19 protein-coding genes, 1 tRNA gene and 2 pseudogenes are annotated in these 18,727 nt (G+C 60.2%); 8 read left to right on the forward strand and 14 right to left on the reverse strand.

Annotated features, from left to right (window positions below; translation table 11 throughout):
- Window positions 1–233 precede the first annotated feature (233 nt).
- The 3 genes from ACSQ2Z_RS04875 (at window position 234) to ACSQ2Z_RS04885 (ending at window position 2,592) form a co-directional block, all read left to right on the forward strand.
- Complete coding sequence (locus tag ACSQ2Z_RS04875; RefSeq protein ID WP_436080165.1) at window positions 234–980, forward strand: response regulator transcription factor; 747 nt, start codon at window positions 234–236, stop codon at window positions 978–980.
- A 172-nt stretch (window positions 981–1,152) separates the two neighbouring features.
- Entirely contained in the window at window positions 1,153–2,349 is a 1,197-nt protein-coding gene (gene mnmA, locus ACSQ2Z_RS04880; protein ID WP_436082980.1) for a tRNA 2-thiouridine(34) synthase MnmA, read from the forward strand.
- Between the two features lie 166 nt (window positions 2,350–2,515).
- A tRNA-Met gene (locus ACSQ2Z_RS04885) sits at window positions 2,516–2,592 on the forward strand.
- A gap of 298 nt (window positions 2,593–2,890) precedes the next feature.
- On the opposite strand, the gene ACSQ2Z_RS04890 is transcribed toward ACSQ2Z_RS04885, so the two are convergent.
- The 7 genes and pseudogenes from ACSQ2Z_RS04890 to ACSQ2Z_RS04920 form a co-directional block, all read right to left on the reverse strand.
- Window positions 2,891–3,982: an IS5 family transposase gene (locus ACSQ2Z_RS04890; RefSeq protein ID WP_436080166.1), complete on the reverse strand. Its 1,092-nt coding sequence runs from the start codon at window positions 3,980–3,982 to the stop codon at window positions 2,891–2,893.
- A 62-nt stretch (window positions 3,983–4,044) separates the two neighbouring features.
- Window positions 4,045–4,251 (reverse strand): annotated as a pseudogene (locus ACSQ2Z_RS04895) (AAA family ATPase); the annotation flags it as partial.
- A 48-nt stretch (window positions 4,252–4,299) separates the two neighbouring features.
- Window positions 4,300–4,722, reverse strand: coding sequence for a hemin receptor (locus ACSQ2Z_RS04900; RefSeq protein ID WP_436080167.1), 423 nt, complete (start codon window positions 4,720–4,722; stop codon window positions 4,300–4,302).
- A 317-nt stretch (window positions 4,723–5,039) separates the two neighbouring features.
- Window positions 5,040–5,309, reverse strand: a complete 270-nt coding sequence (locus ACSQ2Z_RS04905; protein WP_436082981.1) for a hypothetical protein — start codon at window positions 5,307–5,309, stop codon at window positions 5,040–5,042.
- 193 nt (window positions 5,310–5,502) lie between these two features.
- Window positions 5,503–5,898: a DUF1236 domain-containing protein gene (locus ACSQ2Z_RS04910; RefSeq protein WP_436080168.1), complete on the reverse strand. Its 396-nt coding sequence runs from the start codon at window positions 5,896–5,898 to the stop codon at window positions 5,503–5,505.
- Between the two features lie 260 nt (window positions 5,899–6,158).
- Window positions 6,159–6,326 carry a hypothetical protein gene (locus tag ACSQ2Z_RS04915; RefSeq protein WP_436080169.1) on the reverse strand — a complete coding sequence of 56 codons (168 nt, stop codon included), beginning with the start codon at window positions 6,324–6,326 and terminating at the stop codon, window positions 6,159–6,161.
- A gap of 158 nt (window positions 6,327–6,484) precedes the next feature.
- Complete coding sequence (locus ACSQ2Z_RS04920; protein ID WP_436080170.1) at window positions 6,485–7,423, reverse strand: AraC family transcriptional regulator; 939 nt, start codon at window positions 7,421–7,423, stop codon at window positions 6,485–6,487.
- 222 nt (window positions 7,424–7,645) lie between these two features.
- Here ACSQ2Z_RS04920 and ACSQ2Z_RS04925 point away from each other — a divergent pair, with 222 nt between their 5' ends.
- A complete protein-coding gene (locus ACSQ2Z_RS04925) occupies window positions 7,646–8,686 on the forward strand; it encodes an NAD(P)-dependent alcohol dehydrogenase (RefSeq protein ID WP_436080171.1) in 1,041 nt (346 codons plus the stop codon).
- 171 nt (window positions 8,687–8,857) lie between these two features.
- On the opposite strand, the gene ACSQ2Z_RS04930 is transcribed toward ACSQ2Z_RS04925, so the two are convergent.
- Both ACSQ2Z_RS04930 and ACSQ2Z_RS04935 read right to left on the reverse strand, forming a co-directional pair.
- The gene (locus ACSQ2Z_RS04930; protein WP_018327806.1) at window positions 8,858–9,322 is read right to left on the reverse strand and encodes a winged helix-turn-helix transcriptional regulator; all 465 of its coding nucleotides are present in this window, start codon (window positions 9,320–9,322) and stop codon (window positions 8,858–8,860) included.
- Window positions 9,323–9,341: 19 nt separating this feature from the next.
- On the reverse strand, window positions 9,342–10,505 hold the full coding sequence (locus ACSQ2Z_RS04935; protein ID WP_436080172.1) for a M20 aminoacylase family protein: 1,164 nt from the start codon (window positions 10,503–10,505) through the stop codon (window positions 9,342–9,344).
- Window positions 10,506–10,681: 176 nt separating this feature from the next.
- On the opposite strand from ACSQ2Z_RS04935, the gene ACSQ2Z_RS04940 reads away from it, so the two are divergent.
- Genes ACSQ2Z_RS04940 through ACSQ2Z_RS04950 form a run of 3 tightly spaced genes read left to right on the forward strand, consistent with a single transcriptional unit; the run spans window position 10,682 to window position 13,705 of the window.
- Window positions 10,682–11,773, forward strand: a complete 1,092-nt coding sequence (locus ACSQ2Z_RS04940) for a D-alanyl-D-alanine carboxypeptidase family protein (protein WP_436080173.1) — start codon at window positions 10,682–10,684, stop codon at window positions 11,771–11,773.
- Window positions 11,774–11,799: 26 nt separating this feature from the next.
- Window positions 11,800–12,954 carry a CobW family GTP-binding protein gene (locus ACSQ2Z_RS04945; protein WP_436080174.1) on the forward strand — a complete coding sequence of 385 codons (1,155 nt, stop codon included), beginning with the start codon at window positions 11,800–11,802 and terminating at the stop codon, window positions 12,952–12,954.
- Window positions 12,955–12,976: 22 nt separating this feature from the next.
- Window positions 12,977–13,705: a DUF930 domain-containing protein gene (locus tag ACSQ2Z_RS04950; RefSeq protein WP_436080175.1), complete on the forward strand. Its 729-nt coding sequence runs from the start codon at window positions 12,977–12,979 to the stop codon at window positions 13,703–13,705.
- Between the two features lie 8 nt (window positions 13,706–13,713).
- On the opposite strand, the gene ACSQ2Z_RS04955 is transcribed toward ACSQ2Z_RS04950, so the two are convergent.
- From ACSQ2Z_RS04955 to ACSQ2Z_RS04975, 5 genes and pseudogenes are all read right to left on the reverse strand, one after another.
- Window positions 13,714–13,950: a sulfurtransferase TusA family protein gene (locus tag ACSQ2Z_RS04955; RefSeq protein WP_436080176.1), complete on the reverse strand. Its 237-nt coding sequence runs from the start codon at window positions 13,948–13,950 to the stop codon at window positions 13,714–13,716.
- Window positions 13,951–14,240: 290 nt separating this feature from the next.
- A pseudogene (locus ACSQ2Z_RS04960) lies at window positions 14,241–15,653 on the reverse strand (L,D-transpeptidase family protein); the annotation flags it as partial.
- Between the two features lie 202 nt (window positions 15,654–15,855).
- Window positions 15,856–16,809 carry an acetyl-CoA carboxylase carboxyltransferase subunit alpha gene (locus ACSQ2Z_RS04965; protein WP_436080177.1) on the reverse strand — a complete coding sequence of 318 codons (954 nt, stop codon included), beginning with the start codon at window positions 16,807–16,809 and terminating at the stop codon, window positions 15,856–15,858.
- 80 nt (window positions 16,810–16,889) lie between these two features.
- Window positions 16,890–17,846: a site-specific tyrosine recombinase XerD gene (xerD, locus tag ACSQ2Z_RS04970; RefSeq protein WP_436080178.1), complete on the reverse strand. Its 957-nt coding sequence runs from the start codon at window positions 17,844–17,846 to the stop codon at window positions 16,890–16,892.
- The gene (locus tag ACSQ2Z_RS04975) at window positions 17,843–17,992 is read right to left on the reverse strand and encodes a hypothetical protein (protein WP_436080179.1); all 150 of its coding nucleotides are present in this window, start codon (window positions 17,990–17,992) and stop codon (window positions 17,843–17,845) included. Before ACSQ2Z_RS04975 ends, xerD begins: the two co-directional genes overlap by 4 nt.
- A gap of 154 nt (window positions 17,993–18,146) precedes the next feature.
- Here ACSQ2Z_RS04975 and ACSQ2Z_RS04980 point away from each other — a divergent pair, with 154 nt between their 5' ends.
- On the forward strand, window positions 18,147–18,725 hold the full coding sequence (locus ACSQ2Z_RS04980; protein ID WP_436080180.1) for a shikimate kinase: 579 nt from the start codon (window positions 18,147–18,149) through the stop codon (window positions 18,723–18,725).
- Window positions 18,726–18,727 lie beyond the last annotated feature (2 nt).

Genomic DNA, 18,727 nt, shown 5'->3' on the forward strand with positions numbered 1-18,727 from the left:
AAAAGGTTGGTAAATAACGCCTCGTTATTGAGAATAAAGCATCATTTCGATGCTCCGGAATGCTTCCGTGCATCACATTATTTCCAAACTCCGGCCTGTTGCTTCGATCGTGTCCCCTTCGACGCTTTCGGAGTTTTGTCGCTGTTTAGCCAACCATGCCTTGAGAGAAGCTACCGGAACCAGAATTTTTCTTGAGGCGCCGGCGACGTAGGCCGGCAAATGGTGATCGAAATATGAGAGACCCTGACAAGCTGGCCTTGCGGAGCGAGGCGTATGCTGATTTCTTTTCCGGTATGAACAGTTCGGCAATCCAGACGGAGTATGAAGTGTTGCACCTGATGCGCCAGTGCACGGCGCAGTTTGGCTTCAGTCACTTCATGATCGCGCGCCTTCCCTCAGGCGAGCAACAGCGCTTTGCCGAGCGTCTTGTGCTGAGCAGTTGGTCATCCGACATGGTGCGGCAATATGATGCTGCCGCCGTGTTTCATGCGAGTGCGCTGATCGAGCGGCTGCGTCAGACGAGGCTGCCGATTTTCGGCGAAACGGCCGTCCTCATGAACGCGCACGGTGACAATGCTGTCGATGCCACCGGTGCGCTGTTTGCCGGCCAGGCGATGCGCAACGCCTTTGCCGTCCTCATGCATACGACGTCCGGCGAAGCTTTTGTGATCCTCCTTTCTGGCGCCCGCACCGAGCCCGACAGGGCCGAGACCGCGGATCTCTACCTGACCCTGCTGCAGCTCTTCGAGACCCTCGAGCGCACCTTCGAGGCCGGCGTCTCGGCACGCGACAAGCTGTCGGCCCGCGAGATCGAGTGCCTGCGCTGGGCCGCGGCCGGCAAGAGCAGCGACGAGATCGCCATCATCCTCGGTATTTCCGTCTATACGGTCTCGAGCTATTTCAAGACGGCGACGCGCAAGCTCGATGCGGTCAACCGGATGCAGGCGATCGCCCGCGCCTTGCGGATGAAGCTGATCTGAAGCACGTTTTCAGCGCGCTCTTGTCCATATCCTCGCGACTTTCTATATAGCGGGCTTGCGGGTTGGCGCAGTTGCCGGACGCAGCTTCGCTGCGGCATTGGCCGTTTGCAGGAAACAGGGTATGGTCGCGCCGCCGAAACCGCCGATGGACCGGAATGCCGGATTGGAAACCGTGAACAGTCTCGATTTTGATCGCAAGCCCGAAGATACGCGCGTCGTCGTTGCCATGTCCGGCGGCGTCGACAGCTCCGTCGTGGCCGGCATCCTGAAGCGCGAGGGCTATGACGTTCTCGGCATCACCCTGCAGCTCTACGATCATGGCGCTGCCGTGCATCGGGCCGGTTCCTGCTGCGCCGGCCAGGATATCGACGACGCCCGCCGCGTCTGCGAAGTCCTTGGCATTCCGCATTACGTGCTCGACTATGAACAGCGCTTTCGCGAGACCGTCATCAATCCCTTCGCTGAAAGCTACGTCGCCGGCGAAACGCCGATCCCTTGCGTCGCCTGCAACCAGACGGTCAAGTTTGCCGATCTGCTCGCGACCGCGCGCGAACTCGGCGCCGATGCACTGGCGACCGGCCATTATATTCGCTCCCGCGCCAATCCTCAGCCCGGAGCTCCTGGCCGCCGCGCCCTTTTTCGCCCAACCGACGCCGATCGCGACCAGAGCTATTTCCTCTTTGCCACGACGCAGGAGCAGATCGATTATCTGCGCTTCCCGCTCGGCAGTCTCACCAAGGCCGAAACCCGGGCGCTGGCCGAAGACATGGGCCTCGTCGTCGCCAAGAAGGCCGACAGCCAGGACATCTGTTTCGTACCGCAGGGCAAATATTCCGATATCGTCTCGAAGCTGAAGCCGAACGCGGCGCTGTCGGGCGATATCGTCCATCTCGATGGCCGGGTGCTCGGCAGCCATGAAGGCATCCTGCATTACACGATCGGCCAACGCCGCGGCATCGGCATCGCCACCGGCGAACCGCTTTACGTCGTGCATCTCGACGCGCGCTCGCGCCGCGTCATCGTCGGTCCGAAGGAAGCGCTGGAAACGCGTCGCGTTTACCTGCGCGACGTCAATTGGCTGGGCGACGGCGATCTCCATGACGTGGCAGCCAACGGCTTCGCCTGCTTCGCCAAGGTCCGCTCCACCCGCCAGCCGGCAGCCGCTATCCTGCGCGCCGATGCCGGCGGCATCTCCGTCGAGCTTCTGGAGGGCGAGGCGGGTGTTGCCCCCGGCCAGGCCTGCGCGCTCTATTCCGGAATCGGCGAGGACGCCCGCGTCTACGGCGGCGGCTTCATCCTGCGCTCCGAACGCGAAGCGGCAACCGAGGCAGCCCTGAAGGGCCTGCTGCAGAGCTCGGCCGCGGCCTGAGCGGGGCAGGGGCGCCTGCCGCCCCTTGCTCGGCATATTGTTCACGGACCGTTGGAAAACTTCCGATTTTTTAAAACGGCTCGGCTTGACACCGGCATGAACCGCACCTTATAAGCCGCCCACTGACGGCGACGACAGCGGCCAAGGCCACGTCAAACGTCCCGGCGGCGGGGTAGCTCAGGTGGTTAGAGCAGCGGAATCATAATCCGCGTGTCGGGGGTTCGAGTCCCTCTCCCGCTACCATTTTTCTCTTTGTCGGCCCGCAGACGTAGGTAACAGCTTGTCCCTATGACATGGGTGACAACCGCGTGCCGAACGGCCACAAGCCTTGATCAGGAATCTTCCAAACCAAGATTAGTCTTCCAAATAACGTTCGGGATTTGACAAAAAACGCTTCAGCAGGCGAACGCTAGTCAACTGGAGACCTCGAATTACCGCTGAATTGGTGATCGGCGGCACGGCCTGATGGCTGTTGGCGGCTTTTGCCTCCGATTTCAGGTTGGATTTCGTGGTGTCACTGCCCCTTTCGGGGCGGCGTGCATCATGCGGTGACGCGTCGTCCTTCGTGGAAGACATAGCGGAGCATGTTGTAGGCGATATTGGCCATGCCGATCTTTACCGTCGCCCTGCTGACACCAATGGTTCGAATGAAGAGCTTCATCTTGTCCTTTTGCCTTGCGAACACATGTTCGACGGCGGAGCGCACTTTCGAGCGGCGGCCATTGGCCCGCGACATCGCTTCCGGCATCGGTTTGCCCTTCGGCTTCCTTTGATGGATATCCGACTTCAGGCCATTGTCCTTCAGCCATTCCTCATTGGTCTTCGAACGATAGGCGCTGTCGGCCCAGACCGTCGATGCCGTGTTGTCCTTGGTCACAACGTTTCTGAGTTGAGCGCCGTCATGAGCAGACGCACTCGTCACCGTCCATCCGCGGATGAAGCCGTGCGCCCGGTCGATGCCCGCATGGTTCTTGTAGCCGAACATCGGAATGGCGATGTCGTGCTGCCGGGTCGCTGTTGATGTCGGCGTTTCTGTCGGTTGCTTCGCCTTGGAATACTTCATCGTCCAACGGGCGTCACGATCCTTCTGTGCGAGCTTGGCGGGCTTGTCCTTCCAGCCCTCGGGGATCTCGCCCGCCTTGATCGCCGCTTTCTCGTCCTGGCTATTGTGCTGCTTGGGAGCCTGAATGATCGTCGCGTCAACGATCTGACCGCCCTTGGCCAGATAGCCGGACCGCGACAGATGTTTGTCGAAACGGGCGAACAGATTATCGATGGCACCGGCCCGCACCAGGCTTTCCCGAAACAGCCAGATCGTCTTGGCGTCGGGCACCTTCTCGGACAAGGACAGGCCCAGGAACCGCATGAATGACAACCGGTCCTGGATGACGAACTCTGCCTGGTCGTCGGAGAGATTGTAGAGCGCCTGCAGCACCAGGATCTTGAACATCAAAACCGACGGGAAAGCAGGTCGACCGCCCTTCGATCCGTCGGATCGCTTCAGTGCCTTCGCCAAACGCTTCTCGAACACAGCCCAGGGGATAATCGCGTTGAGCTTCTCAAGCGGATCTCCTACCGCACTCAAGCGCTCGTAACGCTCGTCCAGATCCCAAAAGCCAGGCTGTCCCCGCATCATCCGCTCCCTGCAAATCACACTGCCGGAGTGAATCACGAATTCCGCAAAAAGGGGAGGTTTTAAGAGGTGTCCAACTCGTCATAGCGTTTCTCCGCGATGCCTTCTGATCCAAGCTCGTAGATCGTGGCTTCTGGCAAAGCCAGCAAAATCGGGGAATGAGTAACGACGATGAATTGCCCACCGTCAACTGACACCCGACGAAGGAGCTGTACAAGCTGAATCTGGTTGCTCACGGAAAGCGGTGTTTCCGGCTCGTCCAACAAATAAAGCCCGCCTCCAAGTTGTGGGAGTCAAGTATAAAGCCTACGCAAAGGTTAGCACTTTTCGGGTTTATTCAAGACTACGTGATTAATAAAGTATTCCACGCACTCCTTCGAATATCCCAAAAGATAACCGTCAATTCTATGTAGATCTGAAGATGTAAAATTGGAGTTTTTTGTATCAGATTCAAGTGCTTCATAAATCATAAGCGACAACTTCCCCCGCCACTCTTCTCCCGGCAAGCAGTACCAACGCCTTTCGATAAGTGGAGCTGACCCCGGTGCGGTAAATTTTACAAATATACCTTTTTCAACATACGGTTCGAATTGCTCTCCAGTGTATTCAGGAGCCATACCTGGCTCTACTGAGAACATTGCCATTGGCTTAACACCTGCCAGCATCAGTTCAAGTTCACGCGCCACGTGAGGTCCGATCAGCGGGTAACCATTCTCATCTACGTCCTGATCTTCAGTCATTTTTAGTTCCTTTAAGGTACGCAAATCCACAGCTTCCGCCCCTTGTAACACCGGCTTGCGACAACGTTCGTGCGATTTCGGATGAAGCTGAAGCTACACGCCAACGTGCATACGCGCACGAAAAGTGGTCAACTTAGCTCATATAAGATGCCAACGCACGAGCTTCTGATAGGGCTGGCAGATCTATTCGCGCGCTTGAACGATGGAGGGGCTGAAAAGCAGCAAAAGGGGCGAAGCTTGAGATTCGAGCGCCTCCGGCCTAGGAGGTGGCTGGCGACAAACATCTGTCGATATGCTCTCGATCGGCGCCAATATCCTCAATCAAATGAGAAAAAGTCCGGCCGGACGCGTTCGCGTCTGATCAGCGTGAGGGAGCGGTCCGGCTCGATCCTGTAGGTCTCGATGGCCATGCGGCCGGTCTCGTCGATGATCTGATTGGTGAATGTGCTGCCGATCGGCGCCTTCGTCAGTTTTGTGCGCGGCTGGTGGCCGCCGTAGGTGATGCTTCCGGGGATCGGCTCAACCCGTGATGGCGTGCAGGATGTGAGTATGATCAATATCGCGCAGCCTGAAATCAGATTTTTCATCATATCGCTCTCCGTCGTGCAAACGCGATACACGTTACTCTGGGAAATACCGCGGGAGAACTGAAACCTGCTGACGTGAGCTTCGGACTTCTCGGGATGCGGCCGGGCGGTTGTCGAGGAACGCAACGGGCTTGCCCGGACCAAAAAGGGCGGACCACCGTCCGCCCCCTTCTGCTCCATGCGATGACCGGTTTTATCGTATGATCTGCACGACCGTGTAGGTCTGCGGGTCGACGATCACACGCTGGTTGTTGACCACCGCATAAGCGTAGCGTGTGTCTTCCGGTACGGGCATCAGCACGACATCGCGCGGGATCGGTTTACCGACTACCAGCGGCTGCTCGATGATGACCGATTGCGGCAGCGGCTGCTGTTCCACATAGGTCACCACCCTTTTCGGCGGCGCATCGATCGCGGCACCGGCCGCCAGGCCGACAACGCCACCCACGGCAGCACCAACCGGACCGCCGACGATGGCGCCCGTGACCGCGCCGCCGGCGGCACCGGTAATGGCGCCATCCTCTGCGAGCGCAGCGGTGGACATCATGCCGAGAACGGCCGCGGAGGCGATCAGGATCTTGGTTTTCATGGCTCACTCCTTTCGTTTGTCATGGCCATGTGGTTGACAATGCGGGAGGAGGAGGGATCGTTCCGAAAAATATCATCGCAAATTGTTTCGCGAAGTAACGCCGCGTTAGCCAGTTTTCGCGCGGAATGCTGTCAAACGGCTTGGCGATACGGCTGGGAAGGTCATCGCCGCCGCCGGGGGGCGTTGGAAAAATGTGCTTCTGAACGTTCGCCAATCGACGGAGCAGCCGCGTGCCCTGCCGGGAAAACGGCACCGCGGCATCAGCGCATGATGAAATAGATCGCTGCGCCCCAGAACAGGACACCGGCCAACACGGCGGCGGCCAGCGCCTTTATGCGCGGCGTCGGCGAGAAGGATCCCTTCGCGGCTCCAAGGTCCCGATGATCTTCTGCGAACGCCGAATAGCCGTCTCTTCGGTGATTTGCCATCACATGCTCCTCGCCTCTGTGTGCAAGAAAGATACGGAAATGCCGTTAAGGAAGGCGTGCGAGAAAGGAGACAATTTTAACGACCGGAAGGATTGGCCCATCGCGATCGCCGCGCGCCAGGCAACGCGCAATTACAATGCGCCTCTTGAGCAAGCGTTTTATCCCTCGCTCAGCATTTCCGCACCGCCTGTCAGCCGGTCCATCAGGCTGCGGCGGACACGACCGACATCGCGCCGCGGCGGCTCGCCGTACTGCCGGGCATATTCGCGGCTGAACTGCGATTGGCTTTCATAACCCACCTGATGGCCCGCCGATCCCGCATCGAGCATCTCTTCCAGCATCAGCCGGCGCGCTTCCTGCAGGCGCAACTGCTTCTGGTACTGCATCGGGCTCATGGCCGTTATCGCCTTGAAATGATGGTGCAGCGAGGAAACGCTCATGCTGACGCGGCTGGCGAGTTCCTCGATCTTCAGCGGCACGGCGTAGTGCTCCTTCAGCCAGATGCAGGCACGGTTGATCTGATGTGACTGGCTGTCGGTTATGGCCATCTGGCGCAGGCGGCCGCTCTGCGGTCCGGTCAAGAGGCGATAGAGAATCTCCTGCTCGATCAGGGGAAGCAGGACCGCAACGTCTTGCGGCCGGTCCAGCAGCCGCAGCAGTCGCGCCGCGGCATCTTCGAGCTCCGGCGTCAGCTCGCTTACCGCCATGCCGCGTGTGGCTGGGGCAGAGCTGTGATCGGCCTGACCGGCATGGTCCAAACCGACGATCTTCACGGTGTCAATCTGGAACGTCATGCTCAGATAAGGCTTTTCGACGGTCGCTTCGACGATCTGGGTGGTCACCGGCAGGTCGATCGAGGTAAGCAGATAGTCGCCGTGACCGTAGCGGTAGACGTCGTCGCCGAGCGCCACCTGTTTTGCGCCTTGGACGATCAGCGCCAGGCTCGGCTTGTAGGCGCCACAGGCTCTGATGCCTGTTCCCGAACGCCTATGGACACTCAAGCCGGGGATCGACGTTTCGTGATCGCCGTCTTCTTTGGCGAAACGGGCAATGAGATCAATCAGTTCCTGACTGCGCGGGGTTCTTGGATCTGTCATAATCGAAAGTCTTTCCAGCCATTTAGGTTTTATCACGCAATCCGACAGTTAGTCTCTTAACATGTGTCTGCAAAACTTTGGCGACGTGTTTTGCAGGATCGGGCAACAATCTTGCAGGATTACTCTAACACCTGTTCGCCGCTCGCTGCATAGTGCGCTTCCGGGGAGAGGCCGTTCGTGCTTCCGTTACAATCCCCGCCTCATCACATAAAGGAGTGACCCATGGCCCTGGCAAGAGGATATGCGGCGACGGACGCGTCGAAACCGCTGCAGCCCTTCACGTTCGAACGGCGCGAACCCCGCGAGGACGACGTCGTCATCAGCATCAAATATTCCGGCATCTGCCACTCGGATATTCATCAGGCCCGCAACGAATGGGGCAATTCGATGTTTCCGATGGTTCCCGGCCACGAGATTGCCGGCATCGTAACCGCGGTTGGCGACAAAGTGACGAAATTCAAGGTTGGCGACCGGGTCGGTGTCGGCTGCTTCGTCGACAGCTGCACGACCTGCGCCAGTCGCGACCTCGATCTCGAACATTATATGCCAGGCCTCGTCGTGACCTACAACGGCGTCGAGGCAGACGGAAAGACGCCGACGCAGGGCGGCTATTCCGATCATATCGTCGTCAAGGAAGGCTATGTCCTCTCCATTCCGGAGCATCTGCCCTTCGAGGCGACGGCACCGCTGCTTTGCGCCGGCATCACGCTCTATTCGCCGCTGCGCAACTGGGGCGCCGGTCCCGGCAAGAAGGTGGCGATCGTCGGCATGGGTGGTCTTGGCCATATGGGCGTCAAGCTCGCCCACGCCATGGGCGCGGACGTGACTGTCCTCAGCCAGACGCTGTCGAAGAAGGAAGACGGCCTCAGGCTGGGTGCCGACCACTATTACGCCACCAGCGATGCGGAGACCTTCAAGACGCTGGCCGGCACCTTTGATCTCATCCTGTGCACCGTCTCGGCGGAAATAGACTGGAACGCCTATCTCGGCCTGCTCAAGGTGGATGGGACCCTCGTCCTGCTCGGCGTTCCGGAAAAGCCGGTGCCGGTGCATGCCTTCTCGCTCATTCCGGGCCGCCGGTCGATTGCCGGTTCGATGATCGGCTCGATCAAGGAAACGCAGGAAATGCTCGATTTCTGCGGTGAGCACAACATCGTCTCGGACATCGAGCTGATCCGCATGGACCAGGTCAACGAAGCCTATGAGCGCGTCATCAAGAGCGACGTGCGCTACCGCTTCGTCATCGACATGGCGACGCTTTAGAAAGAGTTGCCCCTCATCCGGCCCTCCTTGTTTAAGAAGAAGGCCGGCCACCTTCTCCCCGCGTGCGGGGAGAAGGGACAAGCTGCAAACTCTTGTGGTCCTTCCGCCCGCATGCGGGGTTAGGGTGAGGGGCACTTCTAATGATGAAGCAACGACCCTCGCCAACCGTCGTCACACCAACGGCAGCGGTCCGTCATTCTTGATCTCTTCCATCACCGCATAGGTGCGCGTCTCCTTGACGCCGGGCAGCGTCCAGAGCACTTGTCCGAGAAAATTCCGATAGGCGTGCATGTCCTCGAAACGGGTCTTGACGAGATAGTCGAAGCCGCCGGCCACCATATGGCATTCGAGCACGGCCGATGCCTGTTTGATGGCGATGGCGAACTTGTCGAAGACTTCCGGCGTCGTCTTGTCGAGCATGACCTCGATGAAGACGAGCAGCCCGAAGCCGAGCTTGTGCGGATCAAGCCTTGCGCCGAAGCCGGAGACGTAGCCTTCCTTCAAGAGGCGGCGCAGCCGCTCGCTGGTTGCGGTGGGGGACAGGCCGATGCGGTCGGCCAGTTCGAGGTTGGTGATCCGGCCGTCTGCCTGCAGGATGTTGAGAATCCGGCGGTCGATCTTGTCTATTTCATGCATCGGCGCGCTCCCGGAGCCGTCACGCCGCAAGCCGCATTTCAGCGAGCTTCACCCAATAGGAGATGCCGTGCGGGATCGCTTCGTCGTTGAAGTCATAGGCGGGATTGTGCAGGCCGGCGGTATCGCCGTTGCCGATGAAGATGAAGGCGCCGGGGCGGGCGAGCAGCATGTAGGAAAAATCCTCGCCGCCCATCATCGGGTCGAGATCGGCCGACACCTTCGTTTCGCCGGCAATGCTTGCCGCGGCCGACAGAGCATGGCCGGTCTCCTCCCGGTGATTGACTGTCACCGGATAATTGCGGCCATAGGACACCCGGATCTTGGCGCCGTAGGCGGAGGCGAGGCCTTCCGCAATCTGCTTGAGGCGCGCTTCGGCGAGGTCGCGGACCTCCGGCATCAGGGTGCGCACGGTGCCGGCCAGCAAAGCCTGCTCCGGGATGATATTGTGGGCAAAGCCGGCATTGAACTTGGTGACGGAGACGACGACGGAGGCGAGCGGATCGACGGTGCGCGAGGCAATCGTCTGCAGGGCATTGACGAGTTGCGAGCCGATGACAATCGGGTCGACGGTCTTGTGCGGCTGGGCCGCGTGGCCGCCGCGGCCGTCGATGGTTATGGTGAATTCGTCCGTCGAGGCCATGATCGGGCCGATGCGGGTGCCGAACTGGCCAAGCGGCATGCCCGGCATATTGTGCATGCCGTAGACTTCCTCGATGGCAAAGCGCTCCATCAGGCCGTCCTTGACCATCTCGTTGCCGCCGCCGCCGCCTTCTTCGGCCGGCTGGAAGATCACCGCGACCGCGCCCTTGAAGTTGCGGGTCTCCGCCAGGTACTTCGCTGCACCCAGCAGCATGGCGGTATGGCCGTCATGGCCACAGGCGTGCATCTTGCCGGGCACGGTGGAAGCCCAGGACTTGCCGCTCGTCTCGGTCATCGGCAGGGCGTCCATGTCGGCGCGCAGGCCGATCGTGCGGCCGTCGCCGTGATTGCCTCTGATCAGACCGACGACGCCGGTGCGGCCGAGGCCGGTCACGATTTCATCAACCCCGAATTCCCTCAGTTTATTTTCGACGAAGGCTGCCGTATTTTCCACGGCGAACAGAAGTTCCGGCATGGTGTGCAGGTGTCGCCGCCATTCGGTGACTTCGTTCTGGAGCTCTGCGGCGCGGTTGAGAAGGGGCATTGTGGGTTCCTATGGGTCCATTGCGGGCATCGGGTATGGGACATTTGGCATCGACGCGGAAGAATGGTCTTTGCCATCACCTCGCCATATAGGTTAAATAGCCGGACGATACGAGGCAATTCCCGATATTTCGAGGTCTGATTGTGGTGACGAATGGAATCCGGACAGGTGGCAAGATGAAGCTGTTTTCGGTGCTGGCGGGTGTCTGTGCATCGCTTCTGGTGACTGCCATGCCGGGCGCTGCCAATCCGAAGCTGGTGGTGGACGTCAATTCGCTGAAGGTCTATGAGCAGCAGGATATCTACCAGAAGTGGTACCCGGCCTCGCTCACCAAGCTGATGACGGCCTATACCACATTCCGCGCGCTGAAGTCCGGTCAGCTGACGCTCGAATCGCCGGTGGTGATCTCGAAGAATGCGGCGGGCGAACCGCCGAGCAAGATGTTCTACAAGCCTGGCCAGGCCGTGACGCTCGACAGCGCGCTGAAGATGATGCTGATCAAGTCGGCAAACGACATCGCGGTTGCGATCGGTGAGACGGTCGCAGGCTCCGAGCCTGCCTTCGTCAACCTGATGAATGCCGAAGCCCAGCGGATCGGCATGACCTCCTCGCATTTCATCAACCCGAACGGCCTTCCGGGCGCCGGCCAGTACACGACAGCCCGCGATCTCGCGGTGCTGGCCGTCACCATCAAGCGTGAGTTCCCGCAATACGCCGCTTATTTCGCCTATGAAGGCTTCACCACGGGCAAGAAGAACTATCCCAACCTCAACATGCTGATTGGTCGCTTCGATGGTGCCGATGGCATGAAGACCGGCTTCATCTGCGCCTCCGGCTTCAATCAGGTCTCGTCGGCGACGCGCAACGGCCGTGCCGTCGTTTCCGTCGTGCTCGGTGCCGAAAGCCTCGGCGGCCGGGCGGATGAATCGGCGCGGCTGCTGCAGCTTGGCCTGACGTCGAGCGGTGCCGGCAAACCCGGTCTTGGCCAGATCGCGCCTTATGGCGAAACCCGTGGTATGGTCGCTGATGTCAGCAAGGAAATCTGCAATCCGAAGGCCGCAAAGATCCGCTCCGAAAACCGGGACGAAGTCGGCCGGCAGAAACTGCTTTCGCCCTATATCCATGAGATCAACCGCCCGCTGAACCTCGTTACCGCCGGCCTCATTGCCGGCCGTGATGCCCAGGCAGCTGATGCCAAAGGGCAGCTGGCTGGCGCGGAGGGTGATGTCGCCAATGTGCCGGTCCCGGTACCTCGCCCTGTTTTCTGACCTCCCGCATACCGATCGGAAAAGATATGAACCCCGTTCTCAATGCTGTGCCGGTGTCGATCCTCACCGGCTTCCTCGGTGCCGGAAAGACCTCACTGCTCAACCGGCTGCTGAAGGATCCCGATCTCACCGACACGGCCGTCATCATCAACGAGTTCGGTGATGTCTCGCTGGACCACCTTTTGGTCGAGGCGTCGAGCGACGGCATCATCGAGCTGTCCGACGGCTGCCTCTGCTGCACGGTGCGTGGCGAACTGGTCGATACGCTGGCGGATCTGATGGACCGGATGCAGACCGGCAGGATCAAGCCGCTGAAGCGCGTGGTCATCGAAACCACCGGCCTTGCCGATCCGGCGCCGGTGCTGCAGTCGGTGATGGGCAATCCGGTGATCGCCCAGAGCTACGGGCTGGATGGTGTCATCACCGTTGTCGATGCGGTCAACGGGCTTTCGACGCTCGACAATCATGAGGAAGCGGTCAAGCAGGTCGCCATGGCCGACAGGCTGGTGATCAGCAAGGTGTCGCTGGCGGTGCCGGATGCGGTGATCTCGCTGAAAGCGCGTCTGAGAGACCTCAATCCGCGCGCTCCGATGATCGACGGCGATCTGCCTGACGCAGGAAAGGCCGAGCTTTTCCATTGCGGGCTTTATGATCCGGCAACGAAGATCGCCGATGCCGGTCGCTGGCTGCTGGACGAGGCTACGGCGGATCACCACCACCATGACCACGACGGCCACCATCATCATGAGCACTGCGATCACGGCCACGAACATCACCACCACCACCATGACGAAAACCGCCATGGCGCGGATATCCGCTCCTTCAGCATCGTTCATGACCGGCCGATCGACCCGATGGCGCTGGAGATGTTCGTCGATCTCCTGCGTTCTGCCCATGGCGAGAAGCTGCTTCGCATGAAGGCGATCGTTGCCATGTCCGATAAGCCGGATAGGCCGCTGGTCCTGCATGGCGTGCAGGCGGTGTTCCATCCGCCGCAGCGCATGACCGCCTGGCCGGACCCGTCCGACCGGCGCACCCGCATGGTGCTGATCACCAAGGACCTGCCGGAAGCCTTCGTCCGTGATCTGTTCGACGCCTTTACCGGCAAGCCGCGCATCGACCGCCCGGACCGGCAGGCGCTGGAGGATAATCCTTTGGCGGTGCCTGGCCTCAGGATGTAGGTTTCAGCGGCAAAGGGCTGGCATGTTTCTCGGGACGGGTGAAGTCATCGGCGACATGCCAGGACCGGCGCATCTGCCCGGCCGGCCCAGCCCGTGGGGGCTCGGCGCCTCGCTTGGCTTTCACATCTTGATCGGACTTGCCATCCTCTTCGCCGTGGCGCCGCGCCATCAGACTCCTGCGGTACAGGAGAGCATCAACGTCGATGTCCTGACAGAGCAGCAGTTCGACGCCGCGAACAAAGCTGAAGCCCCTGCGAAGCCGTTGACCGACCTTTCGTCCGAGCCGTCGATGGAAAGCCTCGTTCCTGACCTTTCCAAAAAGCCGGCCATCCAGCCACGCCCAGCGGACAATGGCATGATCAAGGCCACTCATCTTCTGTCCCGCAAAGTCCTGGCCGATCCGCGCAGCGCCAAGGCGCGCAAGGCGCTCCAGGAACTGGCGTTGTCCGAGCGCATCGTGCAGCTTTGCAATATCGAAGCGATGGAGCAGGTCCATCTTTGGACATCCGAGTTTCAGCCGGATTTCCTGGTGGCCTATGCCATGGCCGATTCAAAACTGTCGGGACATAAACTCCAGGCCGATGGCGGCGCTTTCCGCAGCAAGCGGCGGTGGTACACTATCGGCTTCACCTGCGATGTCACAGCGGACCTGAAAGAGGTTGTTTCGTTCGCCTTCCGGGTTGGGGAGGCAATCCCGGAAAGCCAATGGGAAGACCATAATCTGTCCGTCGACGACGGTCCGGCGGACTAAACAGCGCATCAGGCCTTCTTGCGGATGACGAACCGATGGCCAACGGCCAGCGCCTCGGATTGCTCCAAGCTATGCCCGTCCTCATTGCAGAAATGCGGAATATCGATGATCGCCAGCGGATCAGTCGTCTCGACGATGATCAGCGCGCCGGGGGCAAGGGTTTTCATACGCTTGCGGGTCTTCAGAACCGGCAAGGGACATTTCAGCCCCTTGAGATCATAAATCAGGCTGTCCGCGTTGGGCATCAATTGCCCCAGAGCTTCCAGAACGGCCGCTTCTTCGGCTGCTGTTCGGCAACGACCTGTTCGGCCATGGGCGCCGCCTCGGTTGTGGTGGTTGCCTGTGTCGCTGCTTCAGCGGGCTTGTGTGCGGTCTTGGCGGTTTCCGCCTGGTTGGAGGCGACTGCTGCCTGCTGTTTAACGGTACCGGCAGCGGTTTTTTGATCCGCAGGCTGCTCACCTGCGATATCAGCGGGTGCTGCGTCTACCAGTTCAGGTTTCCGCGCATCAGCATTGTTTTTGGAGAATAGGCGGCCCCAGAAACCCTTGCCGGCGGGCGCCTGTTCGATGACAGTCTGTTCAGCCGCCGGTGCGGCCCCTGTCTCGGCGGTTGCCTGAGGCGCCGCTTCAGCCGGTTTCCGTGCCGTCTCGGCGGCAGCCGGCCGGGCCGTGGTGACTGCTGCTGGTTGCTGGGCGGCGTCACCGGGGGCTGCGGCTACCGGATGCAATTTCTGCGCATCATCGCCTCCCTTGGAGAACAGGCCCCCCCAGAAACTCTTCTTGGCAGGCGTCTGTTCGACCGCGGCCGTTTCGACCGGGCGCGGCAGCGGGTTTTCGGCCGGCACCGGCACGCTCTTTCCATTGCGGGTGGTTTTTTCCAGCTCGGCCTTCTGGATCTCGATCGCCTTCTTTGCTTCCTCAAGCTCGGCCCGGCGGGCTTCCTGCTTTTCGAGGTCGGCGACCTTCATCAGCTTGCCGGCATCGAGCGAGGTGCCGGTCGGCGCATAGGCCAGTTCCTTGCCGATACGTTGCTTGGCGACGATTGCCTTGCGCTCGGCTTCGCTCGGCTCGTACCAGACCATGCCTTCGAGCTTCTTGATCGCCTTGGCATAGTCGTCACTGTATTTCTTGTTGTAGGCGGCGAGTGCTCCCTGCATGACCGCAGGCGTCGACATTGCCGGGCAGGGGCCTGTCGGGCTGAACTTGCCGTCGGTCTGCTGGTTGAAAACGTATTTCTTCTCGCAGATATTGACCTCCGGCGGGCGCTTGGTGATCTCGAACTGGTCGTAGCCGGGCTTCAGAATGTTCCAGAAATCGATGTTGGGGCTGTTGCGGTGCCGCGCCATGTTTTCCGCGGTCATGCGGAAGGGCAGGGCCTGCAGCTGGACCGCCTGCTGGCCGCCTTTGTAGGCGTCGCGGGCAAGCGCGAAGATTTCCTGCATCTGCTCGTCGGTCATCGAGTAACAGCCCGACGAGGAGCAGGCGCCATGGATCATCAGGTTCGTGCCGTGACGGCCATTGGCCTGATCGAAGCGATTGGGATAACCGGTGTTGATCGCCAGATAATAGCTGGAATGCGGGTTCATCTGGCCGGGAGTGATCGGGTAGAAGCCTTCCGGCGCCTGCCGGTCACCTTCCTTGACCTTCGGGCCGAGCTTGCCCGACCATGCACAGATCTTGTACTGGCGCAGCATTTCGAAGCGATTGGAGGCATTCGCCTTCCAGACTTCGAGTACGCCTTCTTCCTTGAAGATACGCAACATGATCGGCGATTCCTTCGCCATGCTCATTGCCTGCATCTTCTGCACGATCTTGCCGGAAAGCTGGTAGTTTACCTTGCTCGAGACCTTCTTGAGATCGACATCCACTGTATCCATCGCCTCATTGGCAGTGCAGCCTGCAAGCAGCGCGGCGATGGCGGCGGTGGCAACAAGATGTGTCAGACGCATCGGCAAAGGCCCATAAAGAAAACTATTGAACGTGACGCTTCCGCAGAGGCGGATGACGGAGAATCAATACGTCCTTATACTTCACAAAATATTAACCTTGCAGACCCGCCTTACGCCAGTCGTTCCAAACGCCAAGATTATGGCCAAGGTTGGACCGCGGGCTCAATCTGCGCGGGTAGCCCGGCGAAATCCGCCGATATGTTTAAAGCTGGCGGCCGATCGCGAGGTATTTCTGCCGGCGGTCGGAGCGCAGCTGGTCGCCGGTGCGTCCTGACAGTTCCTTCAGCGCATCGGCGATCACCGTGCCGGTCTTTGCGATCACGGCGTCCGGATCGCGATGCGCGCCGCCGATGGGCTCGCCGATAATGCCGTCGATGATGCCGAGCGACTTCAGGTCCTCGGCGGTGATCTTCATGTTGGTCGCCGCTTCCTTGGCGCGGGTGCTGTCGCGCCAGAGGATCGAGGCCGCGCCTTCCGGAGAAATGACGCTGTAGATCGCATGCTCCAGCATATAGACGCGGTTGCCGGTGGCGATCGCGATCGCGCCGCCCGAACCGCCTTCGCCGAGAACGACCGAGACGATCGGAACCTTGAGGTTGAGGCACATTTCCGTCGAGCGGGCAATTGCCTCCGCCTGGCCGCGCTCCTCGGCACCGATACCGGGATAGGCGCCGGCGGTGTCGATCAGCGTGATCAGCGGCAGGCCGAAACGGTCGGCCATCTCCATGACGCGGATCGCCTTGCGGTAGCCTTCCGGGCGGGGGCTGCCGAAATTGTGCTTGATGCGCGACTTGGTGTCGTTGCCTTTTTCCTGGCCGATGACGGCGACCGGCGTGCCGCGAAAGCGCGCAAGGCCGGCCTGGATCGCTTCGTCATTGGCGAATTTACGGTCGCCGGCAAGCGGCGTGAATTCGGTGAAGAGGCTGGCGGCATATTCCTGAAAGTGCGGGCGCTGCGGATGGCGCGCGACCTGCGTCTTCTGCCAGGGGTTCAGCTTGGAATAGATCTCGGCCATCGCCTCGCGGGCGCGCACTTCAAGACGCTCGACCTCGTCCGTCGTGTCGATGCTCTCGTCTTCGCCGGCAATCTTCTTCAGCTCGTGAATCTTGCCTTCGAGATCAGAGATTGGTTTTTCGAAATCGAGATAATTGTGCATGAGATACGTTTCCGATCATAGTGCGCCAATGGCCGCGGACATGATGATCCCAGTCGTTCCGGCCAAGTGTTCTGGCGCTCCTAATCCTGTTTTTTCGCCTGTTTGGCAAGGGGGTGATGGTTTTGGACCAGCTGATGCAGCCGCTCCTCCAGCACATGGGTGTAGATTTGTGTCGTTGAAATGTCCGAATGACCGAGAAGTTCCTGCACGGCGCGAAGGTCCGCGCCGTTGGCAAGCAGGTGGCTTGCGAAGGCATGGCGCAGCACATGCGGCGAGATCGCTGCGACGCGGATACCGGCGCGGGCCGCCAGCCCCTTGAGGTCGCGGGCAAAAACCTGCCGCGGCAGGTAACCGGCCTTGCCGGAGGATGGGAAGAGCCATTGACTTTCGGGTGGCGGCGTTTTCTGCGCGGCATTGTCCTTGGCCATTTCGGCGCCATAGGCTTGCAGCGCGCGGATTGCCGAATGCGAAAGCGGCACCATCCGCTCCTTGTTTCCCTTGCCGCGAACGACGAGAAAACGGCCGTTCCGTGCAAGCACGGAAGCGGGCAGGGCAATCAGTTCGCTGACGCGCATGCCGGTCGCGTAGAGCAGTTCGATCAGCGCATGCATGCGCAACCGGCCGATGACGTCGCCGTCCGCCCGTGCCGCCTCAATTTCCGCCTGGCCGATCAGCTTTGAGACATCGTCGATGCTGAGTACCTTAGGCAGGGTGCGCGCTTTCTTCGGTGCATCGAGAACGCCGGTCGGATCGTCGGTTCGCAGACCCTCGGCATAGAGGAATTTGTAGAACTGCCTGAGCGTCGATAGCCGGCGTGCCTGTGACGAAGCCTTGAAACCCTGCTTTGCGAGATGGGCGAGATAGGCGCGCAGATCTTCCGAGGCGGCGTCCGTCGGCTTGACGCCACGCTGCTTCAGGAACGAATAGGCGTCCTCCAGGTCGTGCTCGTAGGAAAGAAGTGTGTTTTCGGCGGCACCCCGTTCGGCGCTCATCATCTCCAGGAAGGATTCCATATGGGCGGCGGAAAGGTCGATCATTGCGTCTGGTTGATCCGCTCGGAAGGGATGCGGATGGTGACGTCGCGCTCGACCGGGTCGACGAAGGTCACCAGCGCCACCATGCTTGCGTAAATCACCCCGGCGATCATGGCGCAGATGAACAGGAAGCGGAAAAGGGTGGGCATTTTTTACTCCTGAGCTTGCCATCTATATGAACGTCACCGTGCGCAAGTGCAAGAACTGCGGGCAAGCGCCGGTTTAGACGGATCATATGCAGCCATGTCTTGACGCTCCTCGCCGTTTTGTCGATACCGGAGCGGAACGGGAATTTGAAACTTAATGAGCGACGTGATGGAACCGGTTTCCGAGGCGCTGATCGAACGGGCGAAGGCCGCGCTCGGGCGGCGGAACCTCGTCTTCGTCGGTCTGATGGGGGCGGGGAAATCGGCGGTCGGCCGGATGACGGCAGCCGCGCTCGGTATTCCCTTCATCGATTCCGACCATGAGATCGAGCGGGTTTCGCGCATGACGATCAGCGATCTCTTCACAGCCTATGGCGAAGAGGAATTCCGTGCGCTCGAAACCCGCGTCATCAAGCGGCTGCTGAACACCGGCCCGCGTGTCGTTTCCACCGGTGGCGGTGCCTATATCAACGAGCGCACCCGCCGGCATATAAAGAGAAGCGGCCTGTCGATCTGGCTCAATGCCGACCTGGATGTACTGTGGGAACGCGTCAACAAGCGTGACACCCGGCCGTTATTGAAGACCGAAAACCCGAAGCAGACGCTCGAGAACCTGATGCACGCTCGCTACCCGATCTATGCGGAGGCGGACCTGACGGTCATCTCCCGTGACGTGAAGAAAGAGGTGATGGTGGAAGAGGTTCTTGCCGCGCTCGCCGCCATGCCAAAGAAGTGAAA

Origin of the sequence: Pararhizobium sp. LjRoot235, assembly GCF_964254145.1 — a bacterium.
GTDB lineage: Bacteria > Pseudomonadota > Alphaproteobacteria > Rhizobiales > Rhizobiaceae > Pararhizobium.

What these genes read in the sequence shown, in the direction of transcription:
- ACSQ2Z_RS04920 (WP_436080170.1), bottom strand. Translation starts at nt 7,423, where the DNA reads ATGACAGATCCAAGAACCCCGCGCAGTCAGGAACTGATTGATCTCATT.
- ACSQ2Z_RS04925 (WP_436080171.1), top strand. Translation starts at nt 7,646, where the DNA reads ATGGCCCTGGCAAGAGGATATGCGGCGACGGACGCGTCGAAACCGCTG.
- ACSQ2Z_RS04955 (WP_436080176.1), bottom strand. Translation starts at nt 13,950, where the DNA reads ATGCCCAACGCGGACAGCCTGATTTATGATCTCAAGGGGCTGAAATGT.
- ACSQ2Z_RS04875 (WP_436080165.1), top strand. Translation starts at nt 234, where the DNA reads ATGAGAGACCCTGACAAGCTGGCCTTGCGGAGCGAGGCGTATGCTGAT.
- xerD (WP_436080178.1), bottom strand. Translation starts at nt 17,846, where the DNA reads ATGATCGACCTTTCCGCCGCCCATATGGAATCCTTCCTGGAGATGATG.
- ACSQ2Z_RS04945 (WP_436080174.1), top strand. Translation starts at nt 11,800, where the DNA reads ATGAACCCCGTTCTCAATGCTGTGCCGGTGTCGATCCTCACCGGCTTC.
- ACSQ2Z_RS04910 (WP_436080168.1), bottom strand. Translation starts at nt 5,898, where the DNA reads ATGAAAACCAAGATCCTGATCGCCTCCGCGGCCGTTCTCGGCATGATG.
- ACSQ2Z_RS04890 (WP_436080166.1), bottom strand. Translation starts at nt 3,982, where the DNA reads ATGCGGGGACAGCCTGGCTTTTGGGATCTGGACGAGCGTTACGAGCGC.
- ACSQ2Z_RS04940 (WP_436080173.1), top strand. Translation starts at nt 10,682, where the DNA reads ATGAAGCTGTTTTCGGTGCTGGCGGGTGTCTGTGCATCGCTTCTGGTG.
- ACSQ2Z_RS04900 (WP_436080167.1), bottom strand. Translation starts at nt 4,722, where the DNA reads ATGACTGAAGATCAGGACGTAGATGAGAATGGTTACCCGCTGATCGGA.
- ACSQ2Z_RS04950 (WP_436080175.1), top strand. Translation starts at nt 12,977, where the DNA reads ATGTTTCTCGGGACGGGTGAAGTCATCGGCGACATGCCAGGACCGGCG.
- ACSQ2Z_RS04935 (WP_436080172.1), bottom strand. Translation starts at nt 10,505, where the DNA reads ATGCCCCTTCTCAACCGCGCCGCAGAGCTCCAGAACGAAGTCACCGAA.
- ACSQ2Z_RS04930 (WP_018327806.1), bottom strand. Translation starts at nt 9,322, where the DNA reads ATGCATGAAATAGACAAGATCGACCGCCGGATTCTCAACATCCTGCAG.
- ACSQ2Z_RS04975 (WP_436080179.1), bottom strand. Translation starts at nt 17,992, where the DNA reads ATGCCCACCCTTTTCCGCTTCCTGTTCATCTGCGCCATGATCGCCGGG.
- ACSQ2Z_RS04980 (WP_436080180.1), top strand. Translation starts at nt 18,147, where the DNA reads ATGAGCGACGTGATGGAACCGGTTTCCGAGGCGCTGATCGAACGGGCG.
- ACSQ2Z_RS04905 (WP_436082981.1), bottom strand. Translation starts at nt 5,309, where the DNA reads ATGAAAAATCTGATTTCAGGCTGCGCGATATTGATCATACTCACATCC.
- ACSQ2Z_RS04965 (WP_436080177.1), bottom strand. Translation starts at nt 16,809, where the DNA reads ATGCACAATTATCTCGATTTCGAAAAACCAATCTCTGATCTCGAAGGC.
- ACSQ2Z_RS04915 (WP_436080169.1), bottom strand. Translation starts at nt 6,326, where the DNA reads ATGGCAAATCACCGAAGAGACGGCTATTCGGCGTTCGCAGAAGATCAT.